At 70.8% G+C, this 24156-nt stretch carries 24 protein-coding genes; all 24 read left to right on the top strand.

What is annotated here, in order from left to right:
• Positions 1 to 254 precede the first annotated feature (254 nt).
• The 24 genes from BGK67_RS38570 (at position 255) to BGK67_RS00850 (ending at position 24101) form a co-directional block, all read left to right on the top strand.
• Positions 255 to 428, top strand: a complete 174-nt coding sequence (locus BGK67_RS38570) for a hypothetical protein (RefSeq protein ID WP_167739511.1) — start codon at positions 255 to 257, stop codon at positions 426 to 428.
• An 88-nt stretch (positions 429 to 516) separates the two neighbouring features.
• Positions 517 to 900 carry a hypothetical protein gene (locus tag BGK67_RS00975; RefSeq protein WP_069918076.1) on the top strand — a complete coding sequence of 128 codons (384 nt, stop codon included), beginning with the start codon at positions 517 to 519 and terminating at the stop codon, positions 898 to 900.
• A 128-nt stretch (positions 901 to 1028) separates the two neighbouring features.
• On the top strand, positions 1029 to 1262 hold the full coding sequence (locus tag BGK67_RS00970; RefSeq protein ID WP_069918075.1) for a hypothetical protein: 234 nt from the start codon (positions 1029 to 1031) through the stop codon (positions 1260 to 1262).
• Between the two features lie 301 nt (positions 1263 to 1563).
• Positions 1564 to 1779: a hypothetical protein gene (locus BGK67_RS38165; protein WP_141753969.1), complete on the top strand. Its 216-nt coding sequence runs from the start codon at positions 1564 to 1566 to the stop codon at positions 1777 to 1779.
• Positions 1780 to 1858: 79 nt separating this feature from the next.
• Entirely contained in the window at positions 1859 to 2068 is a 210-nt protein-coding gene (locus tag BGK67_RS00960; protein WP_069918073.1) for a hypothetical protein, read from the top strand.
• Between the two features lie 987 nt (positions 2069 to 3055).
• Positions 3056 to 3478: a hypothetical protein gene (locus BGK67_RS00950; protein WP_141753968.1), complete on the top strand. Its 423-nt coding sequence runs from the start codon at positions 3056 to 3058 to the stop codon at positions 3476 to 3478.
• Between the two features lie 75 nt (positions 3479 to 3553).
• Complete coding sequence (locus tag BGK67_RS00945) at positions 3554 to 4306, top strand: hypothetical protein (protein ID WP_069918070.1); 753 nt, start codon at positions 3554 to 3556, stop codon at positions 4304 to 4306.
• An 888-nt stretch (positions 4307 to 5194) separates the two neighbouring features.
• A complete protein-coding gene (locus BGK67_RS00940) occupies positions 5195 to 7273 on the top strand; it encodes a DUF3560 domain-containing protein (RefSeq protein WP_167739510.1) in 2079 nt (692 codons plus the stop codon).
• A 561-nt stretch (positions 7274 to 7834) separates the two neighbouring features.
• The gene (locus tag BGK67_RS00935) at positions 7835 to 8722 is read left to right on the top strand and encodes a hypothetical protein (RefSeq protein ID WP_069918068.1); all 888 of its coding nucleotides are present in this window, start codon (positions 7835 to 7837) and stop codon (positions 8720 to 8722) included.
• A 558-nt stretch (positions 8723 to 9280) separates the two neighbouring features.
• Positions 9281 to 10792, top strand: coding sequence for a ParB/RepB/Spo0J family partition protein (locus tag BGK67_RS00925; RefSeq protein WP_069918066.1), 1512 nt, complete (start codon positions 9281 to 9283; stop codon positions 10790 to 10792).
• Between the two features lie 899 nt (positions 10793 to 11691).
• Complete coding sequence (locus tag BGK67_RS00915; protein WP_069918064.1) at positions 11692 to 12549, top strand: class I SAM-dependent methyltransferase; 858 nt, start codon at positions 11692 to 11694, stop codon at positions 12547 to 12549.
• Between the two features lie 958 nt (positions 12550 to 13507).
• A complete protein-coding gene (locus BGK67_RS00910; RefSeq protein WP_069918063.1) occupies positions 13508 to 14377 on the top strand; it encodes a zincin-like metallopeptidase domain-containing protein in 870 nt (289 codons plus the stop codon).
• A 70-nt stretch (positions 14378 to 14447) separates the two neighbouring features.
• The gene (locus tag BGK67_RS00905; RefSeq protein WP_069918062.1) at positions 14448 to 14666 is read left to right on the top strand and encodes a hypothetical protein; all 219 of its coding nucleotides are present in this window, start codon (positions 14448 to 14450) and stop codon (positions 14664 to 14666) included.
• Positions 14663 to 14938 (top strand): hypothetical protein, encoded by a 276-nt coding sequence (locus tag BGK67_RS00900; protein WP_069918061.1) that lies wholly within the window; start codon positions 14663 to 14665, stop codon positions 14936 to 14938. Before BGK67_RS00905 ends, BGK67_RS00900 begins: the two co-directional genes overlap by 4 nt.
• 117 nt (positions 14939 to 15055) lie before the next feature.
• Entirely contained in the window at positions 15056 to 15334 is a 279-nt protein-coding gene (locus tag BGK67_RS00895) for a hypothetical protein (protein WP_069918060.1), read from the top strand.
• Positions 15335 to 15406: 72 nt separating this feature from the next.
• On the top strand, positions 15407 to 15784 hold the full coding sequence (locus BGK67_RS00890) for a hypothetical protein (RefSeq protein WP_069918059.1): 378 nt from the start codon (positions 15407 to 15409) through the stop codon (positions 15782 to 15784).
• A gap of 882 nt (positions 15785 to 16666) precedes the next feature.
• Positions 16667 to 17365, top strand: coding sequence for a hypothetical protein (locus BGK67_RS00885; RefSeq protein ID WP_141753967.1), 699 nt, complete (start codon positions 16667 to 16669; stop codon positions 17363 to 17365).
• 164 nt (positions 17366 to 17529) lie between these two features.
• Entirely contained in the window at positions 17530 to 17883 is a 354-nt protein-coding gene (locus BGK67_RS00880; protein ID WP_069918057.1) for a hypothetical protein, read from the top strand.
• A 98-nt stretch (positions 17884 to 17981) separates the two neighbouring features.
• Complete coding sequence (locus tag BGK67_RS00875; protein WP_069918056.1) at positions 17982 to 18779, top strand: hypothetical protein; 798 nt, start codon at positions 17982 to 17984, stop codon at positions 18777 to 18779.
• Between the two features lie 871 nt (positions 18780 to 19650).
• The gene (locus BGK67_RS00870) at positions 19651 to 20217 is read left to right on the top strand and encodes a hypothetical protein (protein WP_069918055.1); all 567 of its coding nucleotides are present in this window, start codon (positions 19651 to 19653) and stop codon (positions 20215 to 20217) included.
• 86 nt (positions 20218 to 20303) lie between these two features.
• Positions 20304 to 20876 (top strand): hypothetical protein, encoded by a 573-nt coding sequence (locus BGK67_RS00865; RefSeq protein WP_069918054.1) that lies wholly within the window; start codon positions 20304 to 20306, stop codon positions 20874 to 20876.
• Positions 20877 to 21031: 155 nt separating this feature from the next.
• Positions 21032 to 22543: a hypothetical protein gene (locus tag BGK67_RS00860; RefSeq protein ID WP_069918053.1), complete on the top strand. Its 1512-nt coding sequence runs from the start codon at positions 21032 to 21034 to the stop codon at positions 22541 to 22543.
• Positions 22544 to 22602: 59 nt separating this feature from the next.
• Complete coding sequence (locus BGK67_RS37160) at positions 22603 to 23634, top strand: hypothetical protein (RefSeq protein ID WP_069918052.1); 1032 nt, start codon at positions 22603 to 22605, stop codon at positions 23632 to 23634.
• Between the two features lie 122 nt (positions 23635 to 23756).
• The gene (locus tag BGK67_RS00850; protein WP_069918051.1) at positions 23757 to 24101 is read left to right on the top strand and encodes a DUF6011 domain-containing protein; all 345 of its coding nucleotides are present in this window, start codon (positions 23757 to 23759) and stop codon (positions 24099 to 24101) included.
• Positions 24102 to 24156: the final 55 nt, after the last annotated feature.

Raw genomic sequence — 24156 nt, 5'->3', positions numbered from 1 at the left:
GGGGCGGAGCTGCCCGACCGACCGAGGGGAGCCCCCGCCCACCGGGTGGGGTGTGGCGGAGGCCGCCCGCCCGGCGGCGGCCCGGCGGGGGTACCGGCCCTGACCTGCGGGAATGTGACCCAAGTCACCCATTTGGAGGACCTGTTGAGCTGGACTCCCATCCTTGAATAAGGCAGAATTAGTGATGTCGGAAGGGGATGGCAGCCCCGGACGACAGAGCAGGACCCCGAACCTTCAACACCAGGGAGCACGAGATGACCGCCTCCATCGAAGTCGCCGAGACCGTCGCGCAGGCAGGGCACTGGGTCGTCAACACCTATGACGCCGTCTGGGTCGACGGCGCGATGCTCTGCGACGCCGCCAGCGCGACGCCGGTTTGCATGACGTGCTACGGCGTGACCGGCCTTGCCGGTCCCTGCCGGAGCTAATCGCGGCATCACCCCTCTACCGGGGGGACGGGTGGCAGCCCGCCCCCCCCGGTCACCTCGAACCTTCAACACAGCAAGGACGCAAGACATGAACGCGCAGACGCCCCGCACCGCCCGCCCGATCGAATCGGCCCCCGAGTGCCACGCGGCCCAGCCGCTGGAGTTCGACACGGCGACCGAGTCCGCGATCATGGAGGCCCGCGCCATCAGCGAAGCCCTGATCACGGATCTCGGAGTTCCCGAAAGCCGGGTCGGTCACGGCATCGACCCCGTGACCAACACAGCCGTTGTGCGCGTGGAGACGGCGGAAGGGCTCATTGCGCTGTCGGTGCCCGAGGTGGGACAGGAGTTCGTCATCCAGCGCGGCGGGCAGTGGCTCAGGAGCCTCAGGCCCGTTCGGCGCCGCAGGGCGCAGCCGCTCAGCGTCGCCGCTGCGTTCGCGGACGTCCTGCGGGGCCGGAATCTCCTGTGACCCAGGTCACCCGATCGGGTGACCTGAAAGGGTGGACTTCCACCCTCAAATAAGGCAGAATTAGTGATGTCGGAAGGGGATGGCAGCCCCTTCCGGCAGGCCCAAACCTTCAACACAGGGAGCACGCGATGCGACACACCCCCCAGACCACCGCCGCTGCGGCCGCCAGCCTTAAGGCGACCAAGGCACTCCTCGAATTGCAGCGTCGCGGCTACCTGCACCGCGCCGAGCGCCGGAACTTCGGCTGGCTCGCAGTCATCAAGCAGGGCGAACCCCCCGTCGTCATGCACAGCCCCGAGGGCGTCATGACGTTCGTCCAGAACCACACCCAGCCGCAGGACCTGGCGCCGGTCCGGTCGTAACGCCACGGTGGGCCCCGCCAGCCGGGGCCCACCGTCCGCACACCGGCCCTACTCCGACAGGACGATCCCCATGCAGGAACTGAACACGCAGGCCGCCCAGTGGCACGGATACAGCCCCAGCCCCGGGCAGCACGCCTGTACGTGCCCCCCGACCGCTTGCGGCGGAGCCGTCGTGATCCGCACCGAGCCGTGCCGCTTCCACGACATGCACCCTTGGGCCCAGTTCGCCCACGCCGCCGCCGATTGCCCCGGCCCGCCGGTTACTTCCCCTGGCCGCCGGAAGGCCCGCAGGATGTCGACCATGGCCTACCTGCGAAACCTACTGACCCGCCGCGCGAAGCCCGCCCCGACGGACGAGCCCAACGACAACCAGCCCAACGACGGCGAAAGCTCGTGCGAGTCGTTCATGTGGGAACACGGCGACCTTTGGCGGTGCCGCAACTGCGACACGGTCAACAGCACCGAAGAAGACCAGCGCTGCCAGGCGTGCGACACCCCCGCACCTACCCAGCGCTGATCCAAGCACGGCCAGGCCGGGAGGAGAGGCAGCTCCTCCCGGCAGCCCTACCCCGAACCTTCAACCGAGGAGCATCACCGTGAACCACTCCCCCCGCCCCCAGCCCGCCACCCGGGACGACGGCAGCCGCATCGGTCTGGCGATCGTCGTCGGAGTCGTGGCATTCGTTCTCGGCGGAGCGATCGGGTTCGAAGCGGTCTGGTTCATCGTGGAGAAGGCCATCCCGGTCCTGATGCTGATCGGCGGAGTCGGTTTCGTGATGGGTGCATTTGGGCGCCGCCGCCGCTGAGATCCCGCCGTCCGTCCCCCCGCAGAGGCGGGCGGCGGGCGGCGCGGGGGTAGCGGGCGCCCCTGGCGGGGCGGCTGCCTGGTGGCCCGGTGCGTGCTCGCCGGCCCCGGCCCTCCTTCGTCGGGCCGGTGCCGTCGGCACCGGGCCGCGGACGCGCCTGGCGGCGCGGCCCCTCTTCTTTGCCCCCTGCGGGGGCGGGACCGCTGGCGCGGTCCGGGTCCGCTCCGCGGACCAGGCCCTCCTTCGTCGGGCCGAAGGGGACCGCCTTCGGCGGACGATCCCCTTCGCGAGTCCGCTGGCGCGGACCGCCCGGCCCCGTCCGCGCCGGCCGACGCCGAGACCGGACTGCACCCGAGGTGAGCGACTGGAACGGACCGCGGCGTCGGGCGTTCACTGCGGGCAGGGTGCGGTCCGCCCTCGCAAGTCCGCGGGCAGGGGGCCCGCTTCACGGACCGGCCGAGCTGGCGGTGGGGCGCCGGCCCGGGCTGCGGGCAGCACCTGGTGGTGGACGAGGAGCAGAGGGAGGCCTCCGGCGGGCCGCTCGGTCCCAAGGGGCGGGGGCGGGGTGGGCTGTGCGGCGGGGCGGTGGCCGAGGTTCAGGCGGTGGTGGTCGGGGTCTCCCCTCGGTCGGTCGGTCACCCTTCGGGCTACCAGGAGCCCGGCGGGGGCCGCCAGGACGGGCCGCTTCGCGGTCGCGCGAGCGCGATCCTGGCGGCCCCCACCAGTCTCCTGGTGGGGCGGAGCTGCCCGACCGACCGAGGGGAGCCCCCGCCCACCGGGTGGGGTGTGGCGGAGGCCGCCCGCCCGGCGGCGGCCCGGCGGGGGTACCGGCCCTGACCTGCGGGAATGTGACCCAAGTCACCCATTTGGAGGACCTGTTGAGCTGGACTCCCACCCTTAAATAAGGCAGAATTAGTGATGCCGGAAGGGGATGGCAGCCCCGGACGACAGAGCAGGACCCCGAACCTTCAACACCAGGGAGTGACCGTGAACGTCGAAACCGTATGGATCGACACGAAGGACGTGCAGGTCGGCGACAAGATCGCCTGTCTGCTCAGCGACGCCCGTGCATACCCGAGCGTCACGGGCTGGACGGACCGCGTGCTGGAGCTGAGCAAGCAGGGGCTGGAGGACGTCACGCACCGGACGTTCCAGGTCAATGGCGCCCCGTGGTGGGCAGAGGACATGACCACCTTCGACCTGTCGGGGCGGGCGCTTGTCGTCTCCCGCGACGCGGAGGAGCACCAGGAGCCCGAGGACGGGGACAGCGAGGGGACGCCGTCCATCGAGCAGATGCAGAGCTGGATGTCCGAAGGCGGAGCCGAGGCCCGCGACGGGTGCTGGGTGGAGCCGGACGGCACCTGTGAGCACGGCTCGCCGTCGTGGCTGCTGGCCATCGGCGTGATCTGACCACTTGCGGCCGGGCGGGGGGCAATGCCCCCCGCCCGCACCCCCGAACGCTTCAACGACAGAAGGAACTCCCCCGTGGTCATCGCAGACCAGCAGCCCCCGAGCGACAACGGCGAAATCCAGGCACGGCAGAAGCTGCCCGGAGCCAAGATCCTCATTGCCCCCGTGCCCTTGTGGTACGAAGGCCCCGACTTCCCGCACGCTGTACTCAGCGGCATGGCCATTCACGTGCACTACGAGAGGGTCGACGAGAGCGGCGGCGAATGGCCGCCAGCGCCCATCGCCTGGGGAACCCGCCGAACGGCGGGCAAGGGGGTACGCAACTTCCTGCACAGCAGCCTTTGGGGACTGGTCGCCAGCGAGGCGACCGTCACTGATGACGGAGTGATCCGATACCGGCAGTCGCCCAGGCATTCCGTCCGGCGCTTTGAACCGGACCCGGCGGCGGGAGTGCTCATCCACGACCCCGAAAGGCAGCTCACCGCTCCCGGCTACCGGATCACTCCCCCTGACGCCGAGAGCTACGTGTGGAGCCGTCACGCCATGCTCGGAGCCATCGAGGTCTGCCGCCGCGAAGGGCCGATCGACTGGCCCAGCGGATGGGCCCACCTCATGCCCGGTGGAGGCGTTCGCTTCGCAGCAGGAGGATTCCCGTGGTCCGGCCCCGAGGAGTGGGCCGCCGAACCCGTGGCCGAGCCCGGCGACTTCGGGGACCCGTGCGCGGACTGCGGCCACTACCAAGCGGACCACACCCCCGGTTACGGGTGGCGGCGCTACCGCCGAGACGGGACCGGGTGCGGAATCTGGACCGCCGAGCCGACCCGCTAGCGGCGCCGCGACCCGCTCCAGTAACGGATCAAGGCCCGTCGCCGTCCCCCTCGGTCACGCGAGGCGGGGCGGCGGCGCCGCGGGGGTAGCGGGCGCCCCTGGCGGGGCGGCTGCCTGGTGGCCCGGTGCGTGCTCGCCGGCCCCGGCCCTCCTTCGTCGGGCCGGTGCCGTCGGCACCGGGCCGTGGACGCGCCTGGCGGCGCGGCCCCTTTTTCTGCCCCCTGCGGGGGCGGGACCGCTGGCGCGGTCCGGGTCCGCTCCGCGGACCAGGCCCTCCTTCGTCGGGCCGAAGGGGACCGCCTTCGGCGGACGATCCCCTTCGCGGGTCCGCTGGCGCGGACCGCCCGGCCCCGTCCGCGCCGGCCGGGGAGGAACGAGGCCTGCAGCTCCCCGTTTGCGCAGGCGCAGGCGGCAGGCGACGAGAACGGCGCCTCCGGCGGGCCACTCGGTCCCAAGGGGCATGCGTGCACGGCGAGTTCGGGCCGGGGGTGGTTGGGGTGGGGGTGGCTGGTCGGGGTCTCCCCTCGGTCGGTCGGTCACCCTTCGGGCTACCAGGAGCCCGGCGGGGGCCGCCAGGACGAGCCGCTTCGCGGTCGCGCGAGCGCGATCCTGGCGGCCCCCACCAGTCTCCTGGTGGGGCGGAGCTGCCCGACCGACCGAGGGGAGCCCCCGCCCACCGGGTGGGGTGTGGCGGAGGCCGCCCGCCCGGCGGCGGACCGGCGCCGGTACCGGCCCTGACCTGCGGGAATGTGGCTCAAGTCACCCATTTGGAGGACCCGTCGAGCTGGACTCCCACCCTCGAATAAGGCAGAATTAGTGATGTCGGAAGGGGATGGCAGCCCCGGACGACAGAGCAGGACCCCGAACCTTCAACACCAGGGAGTATCCGTGACAACCCATCAGGTTGAGACGACCACGCCGGTGGACAACCGGTACCGCACCGTGACGCTCACGTTCGCCGGCGACGGCGAGTGCTCCGCGTGCGGACACGAGGACGCCCCGCTGTACTCCGGCGGCGAACTCGCCAGCGTGTGCCCCGCGTGCGTGGCCGCGACCTTCCCGCCGCCGCCGTGGGAAGGAGACTGCCCGCCCGAGAAGGCGGACGTCGTGATCACCCACACTCGCGCCGACGGCACCCTTCTGGAGGGGTCCCGCAAGGGAGACGGGATCTTCGAGGCGATCCGGCCGCACGGGTGGAGGTACTTCCCTTCGCTCGGAAGCCTGGGTCTCACCCACTCCCGGGACACGTCGGCGGACCGCTACAAGATCGACCCGGCGGCGAAGGCGATTCGCGAACTGGGCTTCACCGTCTGCATCGTGGTCAACGAGGACGAGCGCCGCGCGTTCGCCGACGCGGAGGCCGACCGCGAGCAGAGGGCCGAGAGCAGGGCCGAGCGGTTCGAGGACCGGGCCAGCCGTGCAACCGCATCGTCCGACGCCTCTTACCAGCGGTCGAAGCAGATCAGCGAGCGCTTCTACATGGGGCAGCCGATCTTGGTCGGGCACCACAGCGAGGGACGGGCCCGGCGGGACCACGCCCGGATGGACAACGCTATGCGCAAGTCCATCAACGAGGGGGAGCGCGCCAAGCACTGGGCCCAGCGTGCGGAGTCGTCCGGCGCGTACGCGGAGCACCGTACGAACCCGGCCCGGACCCTGCGCCGGATCGAGACGAAGGAAGCGGACTTGCGCGGGGTCGTCCGTTGGCAGCGCGGGGAGTCGAACAACGGCCACTCCGTGCGCCTGTCGCCGGCCGTCGTGGTCGAGCTCTCGCGGCGGCGCGACGAGCTCACCGAGGAAGTCGGTTACTGGCGGTCGATCGTGGCCAAGGCGGCGGCCGAGGGGTTCAAGGTGTGGGGAGCCGACGACTTCACCAAGGGCGATTTCGTGCGCTCCCGCGGATCTTGGTACGAGGTGCTGAGGGTCAACAAGAAGTCTCTTACGGTGGCCTGGAACCTGCGCCTTTCTCCGAGGACGGTCATGACCGCCGCAGATGCGACGTTCGAAGACGGCCAGGTCGGCAGGCAGCCGGTGGACTACTCCGACGTCAAGACGCGCATGGGCGCCGGGGACATGGCGCGCTATCTGGAGCGTGACCGTACGCCGAGCATCGCCGACGCCAAGGCGCTGATGGACGGTGTGACCGCAGCCAGCCCCCAGAACCAGGACCAGCCCCCGGCAGAGGTGGAAGGATCCGCCGACATTCCCGAGCGCCTGCGGGCCCTGCTGGCCGAGGGCGAGCAGATGCTCAGGCTGCCCGAAAGCGAGTGGAGTTTCACCAGCTCGCGCGGGCAGGTGTACCGGGTGCGGATGGTCACCGGGCGGGATGTCACGTCGGACCTGCATTTCCAGGTCCGCACCGTTGACGCGAAGGGTACGGCTGTCGGTGTGGGCAAGGACTGGAGCGGCACGCTGGAGGTGATCCGGGAGCACGCCACGGCGGCCGGTGAGCATGGCGGCAAGCAGTGCCAGCGCTGCGGCCGGGTGTGGGGCAAGGGGCTCGGGAGCCCGCAGACCCCGGCCACCTGCACCCCGGGGCACTGGTCGTACTGCGACCGCGCCGCCGTGCCGGTGGAGCAGGACACCCCCGTGAGCGCCCCGGCCAAGCCGAAGACGAAGAAGCGCACGAGCGGGCCGAAGATGGTCATCGTCACCGCCGCCTACGGGTCGAGGCAGGCCCGCATGGTCTACGCGAACGGCCGGGGCACCGTGCGCGAGGACATCCCGGCCACCTTCATCGACGCGCCCGAGGGCGTGAAGTTCAACGAGGGCCCCGCCTCCGCCGCCGTCTGGCAGGGGGTGGACGAGGCCCTGGAGAAGGCCGGGTTCGTGCGACTCGGCGGGAACAGCGGCCGGACCGGAAGCCCCGGCAAGGGCATCCGCGCCAAGATCACGGAACGAGAGGACGAACCCCCCCGGGCCGAGGTAGCGCCGGAGACCCAAGACACCGACAGCCAGGCGAACTGAACAACCCCGCCGGGAAGCCCGCCGCCGTCCCCCTCGATCACGCGAGGCGGGGCGGCGGCGCCGCGGCGGTAGCGGGCGCCCCTGGCGGGGCGGCTGCCTGGTGGCCCGGTGCGTGCTCGCCGGCTCCGACCCTCCTTCGTCGGGCCGGTGCCGTCGGCACCGGGCCGTGGACGCGCCTGGCGGCGCGACCCCTTCTTCTGGCCCCTTCGGGGCCGGCGGCCGCGGGGCGGCCGGGGTCCGCGAAGCGGACCAGGCCCTCCTTCGTCGGGCCGAGCGGGCGCCCCTGGCGGGGCGACGCCCTGTTCGGGGTCCGCTGACGCGGACCAGCCGGGCCGCAGTCATTTGGACCCGCTCCAAGCCGGGCTGCAGGAGGCGGACGGCCGCCGTCGATCGCTCGCCAGCCCTCAGCTCATCTGGCGGTCCGGCCCGTTCTCACTGGTCAGGGCCTTGAAGAGCGGTAAGCCAAGTAGGGCACGTCACCCGGACACCTCAAGGGTGTTGACTGGATTCGTGACTTACAGCGCTAGCCCCGTAAATCGTCCGCGCCGGACGAAAGCGCAGATGGAAGCCCTGCGGGCCGAGCTGTACGAGCTAGTCCGCAATGCGCAGCCCTGCACCGTGCGACACGTCTACTACCTCGGGCTGGGCCGGTTGTGGCAGAAGGACACCGCGAAGTCGCGCCGGAACTACTCAGTGCCGGTCCGCGAACTCGGGTACATGCGCGAGCACGGCCTGCTGCCGTGGGAGTGGATCACCGACGGCACCCGGCTGGTCCGCCAGGAGATGCAGTACGACTCGATGCTGGAGGCCCTGGAGCGGACCGCCGAGACCTACCGGCGCAATCTCTGGGCCTCCCAGCACCGCCGGGTCGAGGTCTGGTGCGAGTCAGACTCGGTCTCGGGCGTGCTGCTGCCGGTGACTGCGAAGTGGGGCGTCGGCCTGTACTCGTGCCGGGGGCAGTCGTCGAAGACGTTCGTCTGGGAGGCCGTCCGGCAGAACCAGGCGCACGGAAAGCCGCTGACCGTCCTGTATGCCGGCGACTGGGACCCGAGCGGACGATCGGTACCTCGCTCGGTCGTAGAGCGGATCGAGCGGTACGGCAACAACGGAATCGTCCTGGACTTCCAGCAGATCGCGGTAACGGCCGACGACGTCCGTGGCGGGCGCCTGGTGTCGCACGAGGCCAACACCGCGGACAGCAACTTCAAGCGGTTCCGGGAAGAGTGCTTGCGCGAAGGGCTGGACCCGCACGAGGCGGTCGAGGTCGAGGCCCTGAGCCCGGGAACGCTGCGGAGCCGCCTGGACGCCGCGATCGAGAACCAGGTCCGAGACGTACACCAGTGGAACGTTTTGGCCCGCGCCGAGCAGCACGACCGGAGCATGCTCCTCGGCGTCCAGGAAGCCCTCGAAGCTCACTTCCAGCGGCAGGACCCCGGACCCGACGCCTGACCCACGTGCCGCACTTGCTGTTGAACGCGGGCCGCCGCCCAGACGTGAAGCCGGCGGTTCCGCAACGATCGCTGCCCCACCCAAGCTCAGAGCTTGTGCCTCCGGCGGGCCGCTCGGTCCCAAGGGGCGGGGGGCGGGATGGGCTGTGCGGCGGGGCGGTGGCTGGGGTTCAGGCGGTGGTGGTCGGGGTCTCCCCTCGGTCGGTCGGTCACCCTTCGGGCTACCAGGAGCCCGGCGGGGGCCGCCAGGACGGGCCGCTTCGCGGTCGCGCGAGCGCGATCCTGGCGGCCCCCACCAGTCTCCTGGTGGGGCGGAGCTGCCCGACCGACCGAGGGGAGCCCCCGCCCACCGGGTGGGGTGTGGCGGAGGCCGCCCGCCCGGCGGCGGCCCGGCGGGGCGGACCGGCCCTGACCTGCGGGAATGTGACCCAAGTCACCCATTTGGAGGACTTGTTGAGCTGGACTCCCATCCTCGAATAAGGCAGAATTAGTGATGTCAGAAGGGGATGGCAGCCCCGGACGACAGAGCAGGACCCGAACCTTCAACACCGGAGACATCGTGACCAACGAGATCATTGAGCAGCCCGCCACCACTCAGTACCGATACGAGGAGCTCCCGCTTTCCCAGCTCACCGGCCACCCCGGCAACGTCCGCGAAGACCTCCAGATCACCGACAGGTTCCGCCGCAGCATTCGCCAGCGGCTGGTAACCCCCCTGATGGTGACGCCGCAGGAGGATGGGACGTACCGGGTGATCGACGGCCACCGCAGGCTCCTGGTGATCGTCGAGGACAAGTGGAAGACGGTGCCGGTCGTCATCGACGAGAGCCGGGCGGCGGACCAGGCCGGGCAGTTCCTGGACATGCTCACCACCGCTGACCAGCGGGTGGGCCTGAAGGACAGGGAGAAGGCGGCGGCCTTGTTCAACGCCTCTGCGCTCGGAGCCGACGCCAAGAGGATGGCCGCGCATACCGGGTGGACTCAGAAGGAAGTCAAGACCGCCGTGCGGGTGGGCGGAGCCACCAAGGTCACCGCCGCCGCCAAGACGATCGAGTACGACTGGACCCTCGATCAGCTCGCGGAGATGATCGACTTTGAGGACGACCCCCAGGCGCTGGAACGGCTGGCCACTGCGGCGGCGGACAACCGCTTCAACTACATCCTGAACAAGATCAAGGACGAGCGGGCGGAAGCCGCCGAACTCAACAAGGAGCGGGAGCAGTACGCCGCCGCCGGACTGAAGGTCATCGAAGAGTACGAACAGCTGCCGGAGAAGGCCGCCCGGGTGAACATGCTCCGGACCGTCGACGGAGAGAGCATCACCGCCGAAGACCACCGGGCATGCCGGGGCCACGTTGTGGCGCCGAGCCAGTACAGCAACATGTGGATGGAGTACTGCACGAACCCCGCGCTGTACGACCATCACGTCTGGGCCCCGTCGTACTCCACCGGCACCAAGACCGAGGCGAAGCCCGACAAGGCCGCCCGCCAGCGGACCATCCAGGGGAACAAGGACTACAAGGCGGCGACGGCCGCCCGGCGCGAGTGGCTCAAGGGATGGGTCAGCCGGAAGACCTTCCCCCGCGACAAGGCCGAGATCATGGCCCGATTCGTCGCCAGCGCGGTTCTCCAGCGCGGTGACTTCGTCACCGGCGGCATCAACAGCGAAGACCACCAGAGCCTGATGCGCGAATGGCTCGGACTCGCTTCCGGCGACGACTTCACCAACGCCGTAGCCCATGCGGACACGCGCAGGCTGCCGGTCATCGCCTTCATGTCGGTCGTTGCCGCCTGCGAGAAGACCGCCGGACACAAGAGCAACCGAGGGTGGAGGACCGACGGCGGCGGATACGAGGACCGCACCCGGAACCGGATCGGCTCGTACTTCACGATCCTGGCCGAGCTGGGCCATGTCGTCGCCCCGGTGGAACAGGCCGTCATCGACGACGTCACATACGACGGGGTCGCACAGGCCGCCAAGGAGGCCGAGGCCCGGAAGGGCGAAGCCACTGGAGATGAGGAGCAGGAGCCCGACACCGCAGCAGAGGGCCAGCTCACCGAAGACGAGTAGGCCACCGGGTGGGAGGGGATCGAACTCCCCTCCCCCCCGGCCCGGGGGGGTGGGCCGGACCTGCCGCTGGGGTGCCGCGCGGCGGTAGCGGGCACGCCTGGCGGCGTGGCTGCCTGGTGGCCCGGTGCGTGCTCGCCGGCCCCGGCCCTCCTTCGTCGGGCCGGTGCCGTCGGCACCGGGCCGTGGACGCGCCTGGCGGCGCGGCCCCTTTCTTCTGCCCCCTGCGGGGGCGGGACCACTCCTTCGTCGCGGTCCGGGTCCGCTGGCGCGGACCAGGCCCTCCTTCGTCGGGCCGAAGGGGACCGCCTTCGGCGGACGATCCCCTTCGCGGGTCCGCTGGCGCGGACCGCCCGGGCCCGTTCGCGCCGGCCGACGCCGAGACCGGACTGCAACCCGGCAGCAGCTCCGGCCCAGGCGGCAGGCAACAAGAACGGCGCCTCCGGCGGGCCACTCGGTCCCAAGGGGCATGCCTGCAAGGCGAGTTCGGGCCGGGGGTGGCCGGGGTTCAGGCGGTGGTGACCGGGGGCTCCCCTCGGTCGGTCGGTCACCCTTCGGGCTACCAGGACCCCGGCGGGGGCCGCCAGGACGGGCCGCTTCGCGGTCGCGCGAGCGCGATCCTGGCGGCCCCCACCAGTCTCCTGGTGGGGCGGAGCTGCCCGACCGACCGAGGGGAGCCCCCGCCCACCGGGTGGGGTGTGGCGGAGGCCGCCCGCCCGGCGGCGGCCCGGCGGGGCGGACCGGCCCTGACCTGCGGGAATGTGACCCAAGTCACCCATTTGGAGGACCTGTTGAGCTGGACTCCCATCCTTGAATAAGGCAGAATTAGTGATGTCGGAAGGGGATGGCAGCCCCGGACGACAGAGCAGAACCCCCAACCTTCAACACCAGGGAGAGCCAAGATGGCGAAGCTGACCAAGGAGCAAGAGCGACTGCACCGCGAGGCGTCGCGGCTGGTCAAGCTGACCCGCGACCTGACGGAAGAGGAGCGGGAAACCGTACTCGACCACTGGCAGGAGTCCAGCACGACCAGCAACAGCCTGGACGGCGCGTTCTTCACCCCGGAGGACCTGGCGCTTGACCTCCGGCTGGAGGTGAACGGAGAGCGGGTCATCGACCTGTGCGCGGGAATCGGCCGTCTGGCGTGGGCCGTACAGGACAAGTGGCACCGGAGGTTCGAGGGGAGGCCGCCGCGCGAGGTGGTGTGCGTCGAGAAGAACCCGGCATACGTCGAGGTGGGACGGAAGGTCGTCCCCGAAGCCCGCTGGATCTGCGCGGACGTCTTCACCCTGGACCCGGAGACCCTGGGACGGTTCGACTACGCGGTCGCCAACCCCCCCTTCGGCCGAGTGGAGCGGAGCGGGAACGGCCCGAGGTACCGGGGCCCGAACTTCGAGTTCCACGTCATCGACATCGCGTCGACCCTCGCGAGGAAGGGCGTGTTCGTCGTGCCGCAGATGTCCGCCCCGTTCAGGATCGCGGGCGTCCCCAGCTACGAAGAGCAGCGCAGCACGGTGTACGAGCGCTTCCACCGGGAGACCGGATTCACCCTGTCGTCCCGCGTGGGCATCGACACGTCCGCGTACGAGGACGGGTGGCGAGGCGTCAGCCCGCGCACAGAGGTGGTGTTCGCCGACTTCGAGGACGCGGAAGAGGGCCTGTTGCCGGTCACCGTCCCGCGCTCCGTGTCCACCCCGCGTGCCGCCGTGCCCAAGCCGACGGCAGCCGCGTACGAGTACGTGGAAGCGGCGCTGTTCTGAGACGGCCTTTCGGCGGCCGTCCCGCCCTGCCCCGGTCGAGCCGGCCGGGGGCGGGGCGGCGGCGCCGCGGGGGTAGCGGGCGCCCCTGGCGGGGCGGCTGCCTGGTGGCCCGGTGCGTGCTCGCCGGCCCCGGCCCTCCTTCGTCGGGCCGGTGCCGTCGGCACCGGGCCGCGGACGCGCCTGGCGGCGCGGCCCCCCTTGTTGGGCCCCTTCGGGGCCGGCGGCCGCGGGGCGGCCGGGGTCCGCTGCGCGGACCAGGCCCTCCTTCGTCGGGCCGAGCGGGCGCCCCTGGCGGGGCGACGCCTTGTTCGGGGTCCGCTGACGCGGACCAGCCGGGCCGCCGTTCGCGAGCCGGCGTCGAGGCCGGTCTGCGGCTGTGGAGCTGGCCCCGCTCGTTCCCCCGCCGTTCGCGCCCGAGCCGAATGCTCGCAGTCAGTTGGTCCTTCCCGTCCTCCCGCACCACCGGCTGACTGCGGTTGAGGTTCCGACCTCTGCCTCCGGCGGGCCGCTCGGTCCCAAGGGGCGGGGGCGGGGTGGGCTGTGCGGCGGGGCGGTGGCCGAGGTTCAGGCGGTGGTGGTCGGGGTCTCCCCTCGGTCGGTCGGTCACCCTTCGGGCTACCAGGAGCCCGGCGGGGGCCGCCAGGACGGGCCGCTTCGCGGTCGCGCGAGCGCGATCCTGGCGGCCCCCACCAGTCTCCTGGTGGGGCGGAGCTGCCCGACCGACCGAGGGGAGCCCCCGCCCACCGGGTGGGGTGTGGCGGAGGCCGCCCGCCCGGCGGCGGCCCGGCGGGGGTACCGGCCCTGACCTGCGGGAATGTGACCCAAGTCACCCATTTGGAGGACCTGTTGAGCTGGACTCCCACCCTTAAATAAGGCAGAATTAGTGATGTCGGAAGGGGATGGCAGCCCCGGACGGCAGAGCAGGACCCCGAACCTTCAACACCGTAAGGACAAGTCGATGGGCTACAAGAGGATGACGCCGGAGAAGCGGCGGGAGCTGGGAAGGCAGAGGACGGCCGAGCTGGCAGCCCTCCTTCACGCTGGCTACCAGGTCATGGGGCGGCGGCAGGTGTGGGCCGACGTCATGCGAGCCGGGGCGATTCACCTCAGCCGCGGACCGGTGAACGCCATCGCCATCGGTCTTCAGGACCCGGAGGCGACCCAGGTTCTGAGCTACGGGAAGTGGCAGGAGGCGGGGCGCCAGGTTCGCCGAGGAGAGAACGGCATCCGGATCTGGGGGCCGATGTCCGGAAAGACCCGGGAGCCGGGCGCCGAGCAGGCGGAGCCGAGCACGGGCGAGCAGTTGCAGGCCGGTGACGAGCAGCAGGCGCGCGGCTGGGTGTCGAATGCGGTTTTCGACATCAGCCAGACCGACGGCGAGCCCGTGCCTGCACGGCCGGGATCCGCCACCGCCGCCCAGGTCGTGCGAAACCGGCTGATCGCCGCGCTCACCGGCCAGGGTGACCACCGCGCCTTCCTGATCGCCGGAGTCCCCGCCGAAGCCATCGACCCCGAAGACGCGGCCCGCTCGCTCCTGATGAAGACCGCACGCCGCAACGTCGAGGCATTCGGCATGTGCCCGACCGAGCAGGTCGAGGCCGAAGCCGCCGCCGCCGCCCACGTCGCGGCCCGCATTCTCGGCATCCCGCCCGGCCCGCTGCTGGCCCCGCCCGCTGCCGGATGGATCACGGACGACCCCAACAACCCGCCGGTCAAGACGTCCGCCGTCCGAGCCATCGAGTTCGGCCGGATGCTCGCCGAACTCGTCGGCGAGGCCTGCCCCTGCTGCAACGGCACACGCCACGAGCAGGACCACGCCGAGGTCTAGAAGACCCCCGGGCCGGTGCCCGCACGGCACCGGCCCGCCCTTCCCCGCAACCAGGATGAGAAGAGCCAACATGAACACCGAAGACGTTTCGACCGACGGCACCACCATCAGGGAGATGCACCCCATCGACAGCACGGTCGACCACAGGGCGCTGCCCCTGATTCTCGGCACCGTCACCGGCTACGCGACCGAGCCCTTCACCGGCGTCGAGATGGTCATGGTCGTCTGGCCCGGTCTGCGCACGCCCGTCCCGTACGAGGCGCACGAGATCAGCAAGGTCGGCGAGTGACCAGCATGGAGCAGCAGGACGTGGAAAGGCTGCACTCGGCGGCGAAGCTGTATCCGGTGCACACGCCGGAGCTGGACGACGCCGGCGAGGTGCCCATGATCACGCTCGGCGGAGTGCACGTGTCGGTATACCTGCGGCTCGACGAACACGGCACCCCCTGGATGCGGCTCTCTGTGGATCTCGACGAGGTGGAGCAGGAGCTGTTGCCGGACGGCGACGCACTGCCGACAGAACTCCTGATCGGAGGGCAGCGCGTCTGGTGGGATAGGTGAAACGTGCACCTCAGAGCGTTGACAAGCGACGTTGAATAAGGCAGAATTAGTGGTGTTGGAGGGGGATGGCAGCCCCTTCCAACACCACTCCTAAACCTTCAACGAGGAGTCACGCGCATGAGCTACACGGAGGAAGCGGCCGAGATCGCCGCAGCGGTGGCGGGATTGCCGGTCAAGGTCCGTCGCTGGACCCCCGACCCGCAGAACCCCGAGCGCCGCCGCTTCGCCGGGTGGGAGCCCGCAACCGTCGCAGGACCGGCCGCCGACAGCGACGCCATCGCCTGGGGCGTCACGTTCGGCGACGGCCGCAACGGCTCCGTTCAGTGGTCCGACGTGATGTTTCCGCCCGAGAGCTTCGAGGAGGCCGCCCGCCGACTGCCCAGCCGAACCGCCTAACCGGGGCAAAGGGAGGCAGCCCTCCGCCCCGAGCGTTCCCCCAACCTTCAACACCACAGGAGATTGATCACTATGGGTAACACCCTTGAGCAGGTAGCCGAGTTCATCGTCAACGACGCCGACGCTGAAGACATCGACCGGATCATCGAGGCGGTCAACACACGCAGGAGCACCCTCCGCCAGCGCGCGGAGGCCATCGCGGCCGCGTCCGTGAAGACGGGCGCCCGGGTCGAGCTCCACAACCTCACGCCCAAGTACCTGAACGGCCTGACCGGCACGGTCACCAAGGTCGACCGGGGGCGCAAGGTCAGGGCGACCGTCAAGCTCGATGAGGCGTCCACGAAGCAGCTGCGCTGGTCCGGAGCCCGACGGTTCTTCGTGTCCGAGAACGTCGCGGAATACGAACTCGGCGGCGTGCCTGTCGCGTCCTGCAAGGCCCTCACCAGCTGACTCACGTTGACAGCTGTACGGCACCCCACCCCTACCCAGGGGCGGGGTGCCGCGCGGCGGTAGCGGGCACGCCTGGCGGCGTGGCTGCCTGGTGGCCCGGTGCGTGCTCGCCGGCCCCGGCCCTCCTTCGTCGGGCCGGTGCCGTCGGCACCGGGCCGTGGACGCGCCTGGCGGCGCGGCCCCTTTTTCTGCCCCCTGCGGGGGCGGGACCGCTGGCGCGGTCCGGGTCCGCTCCGCGGACCAGCCGGGCAGGCCTTCTGGTGAGGCGGCCGGCGGCGGTCGAACCGTGGAGCGGATGCCTGCTCCGAGCTTGTGCCTCCGGCGGGCCGCTCACTCCCAAGGGGGTGGGGGGCGCCGTTGGAGGGTGCGGGCGGGTGCGTGGCTGGGGTGGTGGGGGGTGACCGGGGGCTCCCCTCGGTCGGTCGGTCACCCTTCGGGCTACCAGGAGCCCGGCGGGGGCCGCCAGGACGAGCCGCTTCGCGGTCGCGCGAGCGCGATCCTGGCGGCCCCCACCAGTCTCCTGGTGGGGCGGAGCTGCCCGACCGACCGAGGGGAGCCCCCGCCCACCGGGTGGGGTGTGGCGGAGGCCGCCCGCCCGGCGGCGGACCGGCCGGGGTACCGGCCCTGACCTGCGGGAATGTGACCCAAGTCACCCATTTGGAGGACCTGTTGAGCTGGACTCCCATCCTTGAATAAGGCAGAATTAGTGATGTCGGAAGGGGATGGCAGCCCCGGACGACAGAGCAGGACCCCGAACCTTCAACACCAGGGAGTAACGACATGGGCACCAGCACCCTCTACCGTCCCGGCGGAGTCGTTCGATTCCACGCTCGCGGTCCCCAGGCCGCCGAGGGTCGGGGCGTGCCGCTCACGGTGGTGCCCATGTCCGTGAAGGAGCTCCGCTACTACGACTGGCTGCTCGAAGTGCTCCGGGAGGAGGGGAACCACGGTGACCTGATCGCCGCCAACGTCTACTTCGAGGCCACGGGTGCGTTTCTCGGATGCTTCTTCGGCGACGGCCCCCGTGCCCACGTCGAGTGGTGGAACGACGTCACCCTGCACGACCTTGAGTTCGCCGGCAAAGCCCGCACCGCGCAGATCGCTCTCAACTACATGGTCGACCGCTGGGACTGGGCGCACGGCCGAGTCCTTCCCGAGCGGGAACCGTGGGAGAGCGACGAAGAGCTGGCCAGCCGCCGCCGCGCAGTCCTGGAGGCCCACACGGTGCCCGGCCGTCTCTCTCCGACGGCCGAACTCATGGCACAGGCCATCGCGGAGGAGCGGGCTGCCGCAGCCGAGCGCGAGGCCGCCGAGGCCCGCAAGCGCGCCGAGCATCTTGCCACGGCTAGGACCCATGCCTTCGGGCTCGATGTCGAGCTCTTCGCGCCGTACCGCGTCATCGACCTGGCCGCTGCCCGCCGACCCGGACGGTGCGAGTACGGCCGCTGCACGCAGCCCGCCCCCGTCGCGATCGAGGCCGACCCGTGGACCAAGCGGGACCCCTCCGACGGGCGCCCCCGCCGTTACCGGGCGTGCGCCTTCCACTTCATCAACGCGCTCGATGGTGTGTTCGGTGGGTAGTGACCCCGCCCCACCGCCCACCTGCGGCAATGTGGTCCAAGTCACCCATTTGGAGCACCCGTTGAGCTGGACTCCCACCCTCGAATAAGGCAGAATTAGTGATGTCGGCAGGGGATGGCAGCCCCGGACGGCGAAGCCCAATCTTCAACACCAAGGAGCCCAGAATGGCGAACCCCACAAGGATCCGGACGGCGGCGGACGAGACGGAGGCGTACCGGCTCATTCCGCGCCTGGCCCACCTCACCGTCAAGGGCGAGGACGTACAGCCCGGTGACTGGCTTTGGCTCGACCGCCATTCCGCTGGCTTCAGGGTGGGGGTGACCTGGTGCGAAAAGGCCAACAGCGCGGCTTGGAACCGTTACACGGTTCGCTTCCGGAAGGCCGATTTCCCCTGGACCTACGGCCACTTGTGCCCCACCTTGCCCTACACCGTTACCCGGTCCGGCATGTACGTCGAGGGCTGGAGCCCGGAGGACTGCGACAAGCGCCGCCAGGAGTTGGCGAGCGCGAGCGAGTGATCTGAGTCCGATGAACCACGGCCGCGGGGGCGGGATGGCAGCCCGTCCCCCGGTCACCCCGAACCTTCAACAGGGACGCGCTCCCGAGGAGATCCACCATGCAGATCAACCGCCGCAAGACGCCCTGGTACGTGCGAATCCCCCGCCACCTGAATCAGGCCGTCGGGTGGTCCGTCAGTCCCACCGTCAACGCCGACGACACGCCGACCGAGTTCGCGCAGCGCAATACGAGGTTCGTCGACTCAATGCCGGATGAGGAGCAGTACGCCCGCGTCGTCACACTCCATACGGTGCACGACGGACGGTCCCTGACCGCCGAGCTCACGCCGGCCGAGGCTCAGGATCTGGGGCAGACCCTGGTGGACAGGGCCGCTTTTGTGCGGCTGGCCAACGTGGAGACGGACAGTGGCTTCACGTCGGATCGTGACGCGATGAAGACCGCCATCGATGCCCACAAGCTGGCCCAGAATGCCGTCGTTGAACGAGGCTCTGAGCTGATCCGGATGGTGTGGGGCGAACTCAAGTGCGGCGAGTTCGGGGCACGCAACCTGATCACCACCGACGAGGAGTTCGGCAGCTGGTACATCTGGATCGCCGACGACGGTGCCACGGCGCTGATCGAGGCATCGAACGTGCCGGGGCCCGCATGGGGCGCATTCGTCAGCGCCGCCATCGACCGCTGCTGGTTCCAGACGGGCGCCTGGCGAGGTGCCGAGAACTGGGCAACCGCGCAGCCGAGCGGTGAGTACCTGGCGCAGTCGCACCGGGCCGAGCACTCCGACGTGCTGGTGCTTGACGAGCAGCTCCAGGCCACGACGCTGCACTTGCGCGCGGTCGACACACGCAAGGTCGCGCGCGGACTGCTCGCGATGCTCACGGCTGAGAGCGACGCGTAGCCGACGATCATCCCCCGCCCGGTCCCCGTTCGGCAGGGAACCGGGCTGGGGTGCCGCGCGGCGGTAGCGGGCACGCCTGGCGGCGTGGCTGCCTGGTGGCCCGGTGCGTGCTCGCCGGCCCCGGCCCTCCTTCGTCGGGCCGGTGCCGTCGGCACCGGGCCGTGGACGCGCCTGGCGGCGCGGCCCCTTTCTTCTGCCCCCTGCGGGGGCGGGACCACTCCTTCGTCGCGGTCCGGGTCCGCTGGCGCGGACCAGGCCCTCCTTCGTCGGGCCGAAGGGGACCGCCTTCGGCGGACGATCCCCTTCGCGGGTCCGCTGGCGCGGACCGCCCGGGCCCGTTCGCGCCGGCCGAGGCAGAGACCGGACTGCAGCCTGTCGGCGGCGCGGGCACGAGCGGCAGGCGACAAGAACGGCGCCTCCGGCGGGCCACTCGGTCCCAAGGGTCGAGGGCACGCGGCGAGCCCGGGCCGGGTGTGGTTGGGGTTCAGGCGGTGGTGGTCGGGGTCTCCCCTCGGTCGGTCGGTCACCCTTCGGGCTACCAGGAGCCCGGCGGGGGCCGCCAGGACGGGCCGCTTCGCGGTCGCGCGAGCGCGATCCTGGCGGCCCCCACCAGTCTCCTGGTGGGGCGGAGCTGCCCGACCGACCGAGGGGAGCCCCCGCCCACCGGGTGGGGTGTGGCGGAGGCCGCCCGCCCGGCGGCGGCCCGGCCGGGGTACCGGCCCTGACCTGCGGGAATGTGACCCAAGTCACCCATTTGGAGGACCTGTTGAGCTGGACTCCCATCCTTGAATAAGGCATAATTAGTGATGTCGGAAGGGGATGGCAGCCCTGGACGACAGAGCAGGACCCCGAACCTTCAACAGGAGCAGCGATGCACGCAGAACTGGACACCAAGGCCTTCCGCGAGATCGACGGAGCCGCCCTCTACCTGGCCACCTACTACGAGTGGAGCCAGGGACGGCCGCGGCTGGTGACGGCCGCCGCCGACAACAACGCGGCGTACTGGACCGTCCGCCAGGCCGACTTCGGGGCCGAGCAGACCGTTCACCAGTCGCCCGACTCGGAACTGGTCCGGCTGGTCGACGCCCAGGACGGAGCCGTCCTCACCACGATCATTCCGGTTGGGGACGATCTGCTCGACCACCACACGCCCACCCTGGCCGAGGCCCGGACCCTCCCCCTCGCCCGGCACTGGAAGGCCAACCGGCTGTTCACCGGCCACAGCATCAGCAGCCCCGAGGCCGCCGACCGCTACGAGCTCCGGGACCTCCTGGTCCGGGCGGCACGCCGGGGCGACACCGTCGCCACCAGCCCGAATCTGATCATCGTCCGCGACATCGAGCAGCGTCAGGTCGCCTACATCCGTGACGGATGGCACCCGGACACCGCGCGTCCCTCCGTCCCGACGCTCCAGGCGATGCTCAACCGCCGCAGCTGAAAGCCGGTCGGCCCGTCCCGTGGCAGCGGGACGGGCCGACCCGGGCCCCACCACTCCGAACCTTCAACTCCAGGAGCACCACGACCATGGATACGACGTCCCAGACCCCGCCGCCGTACCAGCTGGGGGACACCGACGAGGAATGCCGCTACCCCGTACGCGTCGACGACCAGCACCACCTCGGACTGATCTTCCGCTGGCACGGCGGATGGTTCGCCATCCCCGCCGGACAGAGCGAAGCGCTCCGAGTCGGTGACGGAGGCACGGGCAAGAACACCGCTGCCCTGTACCTGGTCAGCGAGTACAACGAGGGCCGCATCGTCCCGCAGGACCCCGCCGCGGATGCACCCGAGGCCTCCCGTGCACTGATCGGCCCGGTGCCGCTGTTGCACCCCCGTCTCCCCGTCAACGACCGCAACACCGAACACGCACTCGTGGCCATGGCCGCACTGACGGCCTACCTGTGGACGCCCAAGGGCGGATACCCCGGCTCCGACAACCCCTGGTTCATGGAGTGCGAGCTGTGCCACTGGCGTGGCCCGCGCTACTGGTCGCACCTGCGCGGCAGGAACCAGAACCCGCCCAGCCCCCACCGCCACCCCGGCGGGTGCATCGGCGCGGACCAGGTACGCGCCCGGATTGCCGCCTACCAGCAGTAGACCGCGGGGGCCAAGGCCGAGATGAAGGCCGCCGCCCACAGCCGTCGCCCAAGGCCCTGCCGGGAAGGGACACCCCTTCCCGGCAGGCCCCCTGCACCTCTCCCCGACCGTCACCATGCCGGCGGGGAAAGCGACGATCTCCAAGGACCAGTCCCTTGCCTGCGCTTGCCCCCTCCACTCTCTTCGACCTGCCCGACACGTCCCCCGACCCGGCCGTGTTCGCCGCCCCCTCCGGCATCACCGTGCTGAGCTACGGTCTGGGCGCCGATTCGACAGCCATCCTGCTCAAGTTCCTGGCCCACCCCGAGCGGTACGGATTGGCCCCCGACCTCTCCGACCTGGTGGTGGTCCACGCGGTCACCGGCGATGAGTGGCCCGACTCGCTCGACTACGTCGACCGGCTGGTCTTGCCCCGCCTCCGCCGAGCCGGTGTCCGGCTTGTTCAGATCGCGCGCGCTGGCCGGCACGACGCGGACGGGGTGGTCGTCCTGGACGACAGCCGTTCCCCACGCGCGATCTTCCAGCAAGGCCCGATGCGTCTCTCCGACGAGCTCAGGGAAGCCGGGACGGTTCCCCAGATCGCCAGCGGGCGTAGGACCTGCAGCCTTCGCTGGAAGGGTTTCTGTCTAGACCAATGGGCGGCGGCCGAGTTCGGCGGAGCCAGCTTCCGGCGCGTTATCGGGTACCACTACGGCGAACTGGGCCGTGCGGAGAAGGACACCCGCATCCAGCGCCTGCTGAACGCGGAGGCTGGGCGGACGATCTGCGAGCCGTTCTATCCCTTGATTCTCGCCCGGCAAGGGCGCCAGGAAGTCGAGGACTACGTCCTTGAGCACCTTGGCGAGCCGATCCGCAAGAGCTACTGCGCGATGTGCCCCTTCAGCGGCGTGTGCGCCAGCCGCAGCGCCCACGAACAGCGCCTTCGCGAGCATCCGCACATCGCTGCGGACGTTCTGCGGATGGAGCACGTGAGCATGGCGCTCAACGAGCGGAGCAGCCTGTACGGGAGTGCGTCGCTCTACCGGCGCCTTACCGAGGACGGCCGCAACCGCCCGGTGTTGAGGGCGTTCGAGGAGTCGCTGGACCAGGCCCCGTACGCGATCTACGAGGTGAGGCGGATCTTCTTCGCCGCCCGGACAGCGGACTGCCGCGAGCACCACGGCCGATCCTGCCGGTCCGCGAAGTGGTGGTGCCGCCGGCCGCGAACTGAGCAGTGCCGTGCCGACCACCCTGACGCTGGCTTCGAGCCCTGGTGCCCGGGAGCGGCAGGGTGCCGGGGCGCCGCCGCGAAGGGGACCGCATGGCGTTCGGTCCGCACGGTCTGGGAGGGCGGCCGGTCCACCGCCGAGCACATGGTCCGCGAGTTCGCGCGCGAGCACCGATTCCCCCTGCGCCGCGGGGAGATGTCGGAGATCGAGCGAGCCCACTACCTCGCCACCGCGGACGGGTACCCGGCGGCCGCCGGATACGTCGTCGCCGCCCCCGCAGGGGTCAGGGACAAGCAGCGCCAGAACTTCGAGGCCGCCTGGACCCGGCACACCGGAGAGATCGGCTCGCGCTGGACTCCCCTTCGGGAGCTCCCGCCGCAGGAGGCGCGTCGGTTCACCGGCGGGAAGCCGCTGATCCGGCAGGCCAGAACGCTCGGCGGCGTGACCTTCATCCCCTGATCAGAACTTCGGGGCTCCGGACCTGCCGGAGCCCCGCCACCTTCACCGTGAGGAGCTCCATGTCCACCACCTACCCCGACCCCGTCGAGTTCGCGGCGACGCGGCACAGAATCGTGATCAACCTGTCCGGAGGGAAGGACGGCCTGCGCGCCGGCGCCAAGGCTCTGGACATCGCCCGCCAGGCCGGGGCCGCCGACCGGGTCTGGACCGCCCACGCCAGCCTAGGCCCGATGGAATGGCCAGCGGTTACCGCGGAGGGAGTGCGCTGGCCCGGCGCCAGCGAGCTTGCCGCCATCCACAGCCAGGCCCTCGGCATCCCGCCGGAGCGGCACATCGAGGTCCGGCGCACCCGGGAGGTCGACGGCCAGCGGGTCCCCTTCGACCTCTTGACCTTTATCGCCGAGCGGGGGGACTGGCCGTGGCTGGGGCGTGCCCGGACGTGCACCGGTCCCTGGAAGACCAAGCTCGTATTCGGAGCGCTCACCCCCCAGGTCCGCGTACTGCGCAAGGAGGTCGACGGCCCAGTCCTGATCGCGAACGTCCTTGGCCTGCGGGCAGAAGAGAGCGCCGACCGCCGAAATCGCCCGCTGTGGCGCCGCACCACCGCCAACACCGCGCGTGTCGTCGACGAGTGGCTGCCCGCCCACGAGGAGACCACCAGAGCGGTCCAGGACTGGACCGACGCCCAGGGACTCCCCCACCACTGGGCCTACGACTCCTTCCCCGGCGCCGGGGACTGGGCAGGGTCGAGCCGCTGTTCATGCTCGACCTGCACGCTGGCCAGCCAGCGGGATCTGCTGCTGGCGGTCGCCCGCCGGCCGCGACTGGCCGCGCTGTGCGCGCTGATCGAGCGCACCCGCCAGGTTCCCTTCAACCCCAACACCACGATGGCGGATCTGATCGAGAAGTCCCGCCGCCGCGATGCACCCGACCCCGGCGTCATCATCGAGGAAGACGCCGACTTCGAACGCATGGAGCAGGGCGTCCACTCCGCCCTGAGGAAGCCGCCGCAGTACGAATCCAAGGCCCGCACCGGCGTGGGGCTGCCTCAGCTGACCGGTGGGTGCGACGAGTGCACGCTCTCTTCGTAACCCCGCCTGACCTGCATAGTCGGCGTTGACACCTCACCTTTAATGAGGCAGAATTAGTGATGTCGCGAGGGAATGGCAGTCCCGGACGGCGCCCCGAACCTTCAACCACTGGAGCGAATTCAATGATCGACATCACCGCCCTCGCGGCGGCCGTCAAGGCGGCCCAGCAGCTCACGCCGGGCCTCTACCACCTGGAAGGCAAGGTCTACAGGGTCAGCCGCACCCGCCGCGGAGTGGTGAAGGTCGAGCGGCTGCTGCAGCCCGGCCCTCGGGGCGGGAACGGCCGCTTCGTGCCCGACTACTCCACGGCCCGCCAGGAGCTCGCCGACGAGCACAAGCTGACGAAGGAAGCCGCGGAGGCGTACGGCAAGGAGCACGGGCTGTGCGCCGCATGCGGCCGGCTGCTGACCGACCCGGTGTCGGTCGCCCGCGGAATCGGTCCGGTCTGCCTGAAGCACTTCAGCTGACCCATCCGATGCCCGGCCCGGCCGTCCCTGACGGCCGGGCCTCGCCGCACCCCGG

It is taken from the genome of Streptomyces subrutilus (assembly GCF_001746425.1).
GTDB classification, from domain to species: domain Bacteria; phylum Actinomycetota; class Actinomycetes; order Streptomycetales; family Streptomycetaceae; genus Streptomyces; species Streptomyces subrutilus_A.
Note: the sequence above shows the minus strand (reverse complement) of the source record. Positions and strands in the feature narration are given on the sequence as shown.

Excerpts from the sequence above, each read along its gene's own strand:
- BGK67_RS00885 (WP_141753967.1), top strand. The coding sequence starts at position 16,667 with ATGTCCGTGAAGGAGCTCCGCTACTACGACTGGCTGCTCGAAGTGCTC.
- BGK67_RS00880 (WP_069918057.1), top strand. The coding sequence starts at position 17,530 with ATGGCGAACCCCACAAGGATCCGGACGGCGGCGGACGAGACGGAGGCG.
- BGK67_RS38165 (WP_141753969.1), top strand. The coding sequence starts at position 1,564 with ATGGCCTACCTGCGAAACCTACTGACCCGCCGCGCGAAGCCCGCCCCG.
- BGK67_RS37160 (WP_069918052.1), top strand. The coding sequence starts at position 22,603 with ATGTCCACCACCTACCCCGACCCCGTCGAGTTCGCGGCGACGCGGCAC.
- BGK67_RS00865 (WP_069918054.1), top strand. The coding sequence starts at position 20,304 with ATGGATACGACGTCCCAGACCCCGCCGCCGTACCAGCTGGGGGACACC.
- BGK67_RS38570 (WP_167739511.1), top strand. The coding sequence starts at position 255 with ATGACCGCCTCCATCGAAGTCGCCGAGACCGTCGCGCAGGCAGGGCAC.
- BGK67_RS00890 (WP_069918059.1), top strand. The coding sequence starts at position 15,407 with ATGGGTAACACCCTTGAGCAGGTAGCCGAGTTCATCGTCAACGACGCC.
- BGK67_RS00935 (WP_069918068.1), top strand. The coding sequence starts at position 7,835 with ATGGAAGCCCTGCGGGCCGAGCTGTACGAGCTAGTCCGCAATGCGCAG.
- BGK67_RS00915 (WP_069918064.1), top strand. The coding sequence starts at position 11,692 with ATGGCGAAGCTGACCAAGGAGCAAGAGCGACTGCACCGCGAGGCGTCG.
- BGK67_RS00905 (WP_069918062.1), top strand. The coding sequence starts at position 14,448 with ATGAACACCGAAGACGTTTCGACCGACGGCACCACCATCAGGGAGATG.
- BGK67_RS00875 (WP_069918056.1), top strand. The coding sequence starts at position 17,982 with ATGCAGATCAACCGCCGCAAGACGCCCTGGTACGTGCGAATCCCCCGC.
- BGK67_RS00895 (WP_069918060.1), top strand. The coding sequence starts at position 15,056 with ATGAGCTACACGGAGGAAGCGGCCGAGATCGCCGCAGCGGTGGCGGGA.
- BGK67_RS00910 (WP_069918063.1), top strand. The coding sequence starts at position 13,508 with ATGGGCTACAAGAGGATGACGCCGGAGAAGCGGCGGGAGCTGGGAAGG.
- BGK67_RS00975 (WP_069918076.1), top strand. The coding sequence starts at position 517 with ATGAACGCGCAGACGCCCCGCACCGCCCGCCCGATCGAATCGGCCCCC.
- BGK67_RS00870 (WP_069918055.1), top strand. The coding sequence starts at position 19,651 with ATGCACGCAGAACTGGACACCAAGGCCTTCCGCGAGATCGACGGAGCC.
- BGK67_RS00970 (WP_069918075.1), top strand. The coding sequence starts at position 1,029 with ATGCGACACACCCCCCAGACCACCGCCGCTGCGGCCGCCAGCCTTAAG.
- BGK67_RS00850 (WP_069918051.1), top strand. The coding sequence starts at position 23,757 with ATGATCGACATCACCGCCCTCGCGGCGGCCGTCAAGGCGGCCCAGCAG.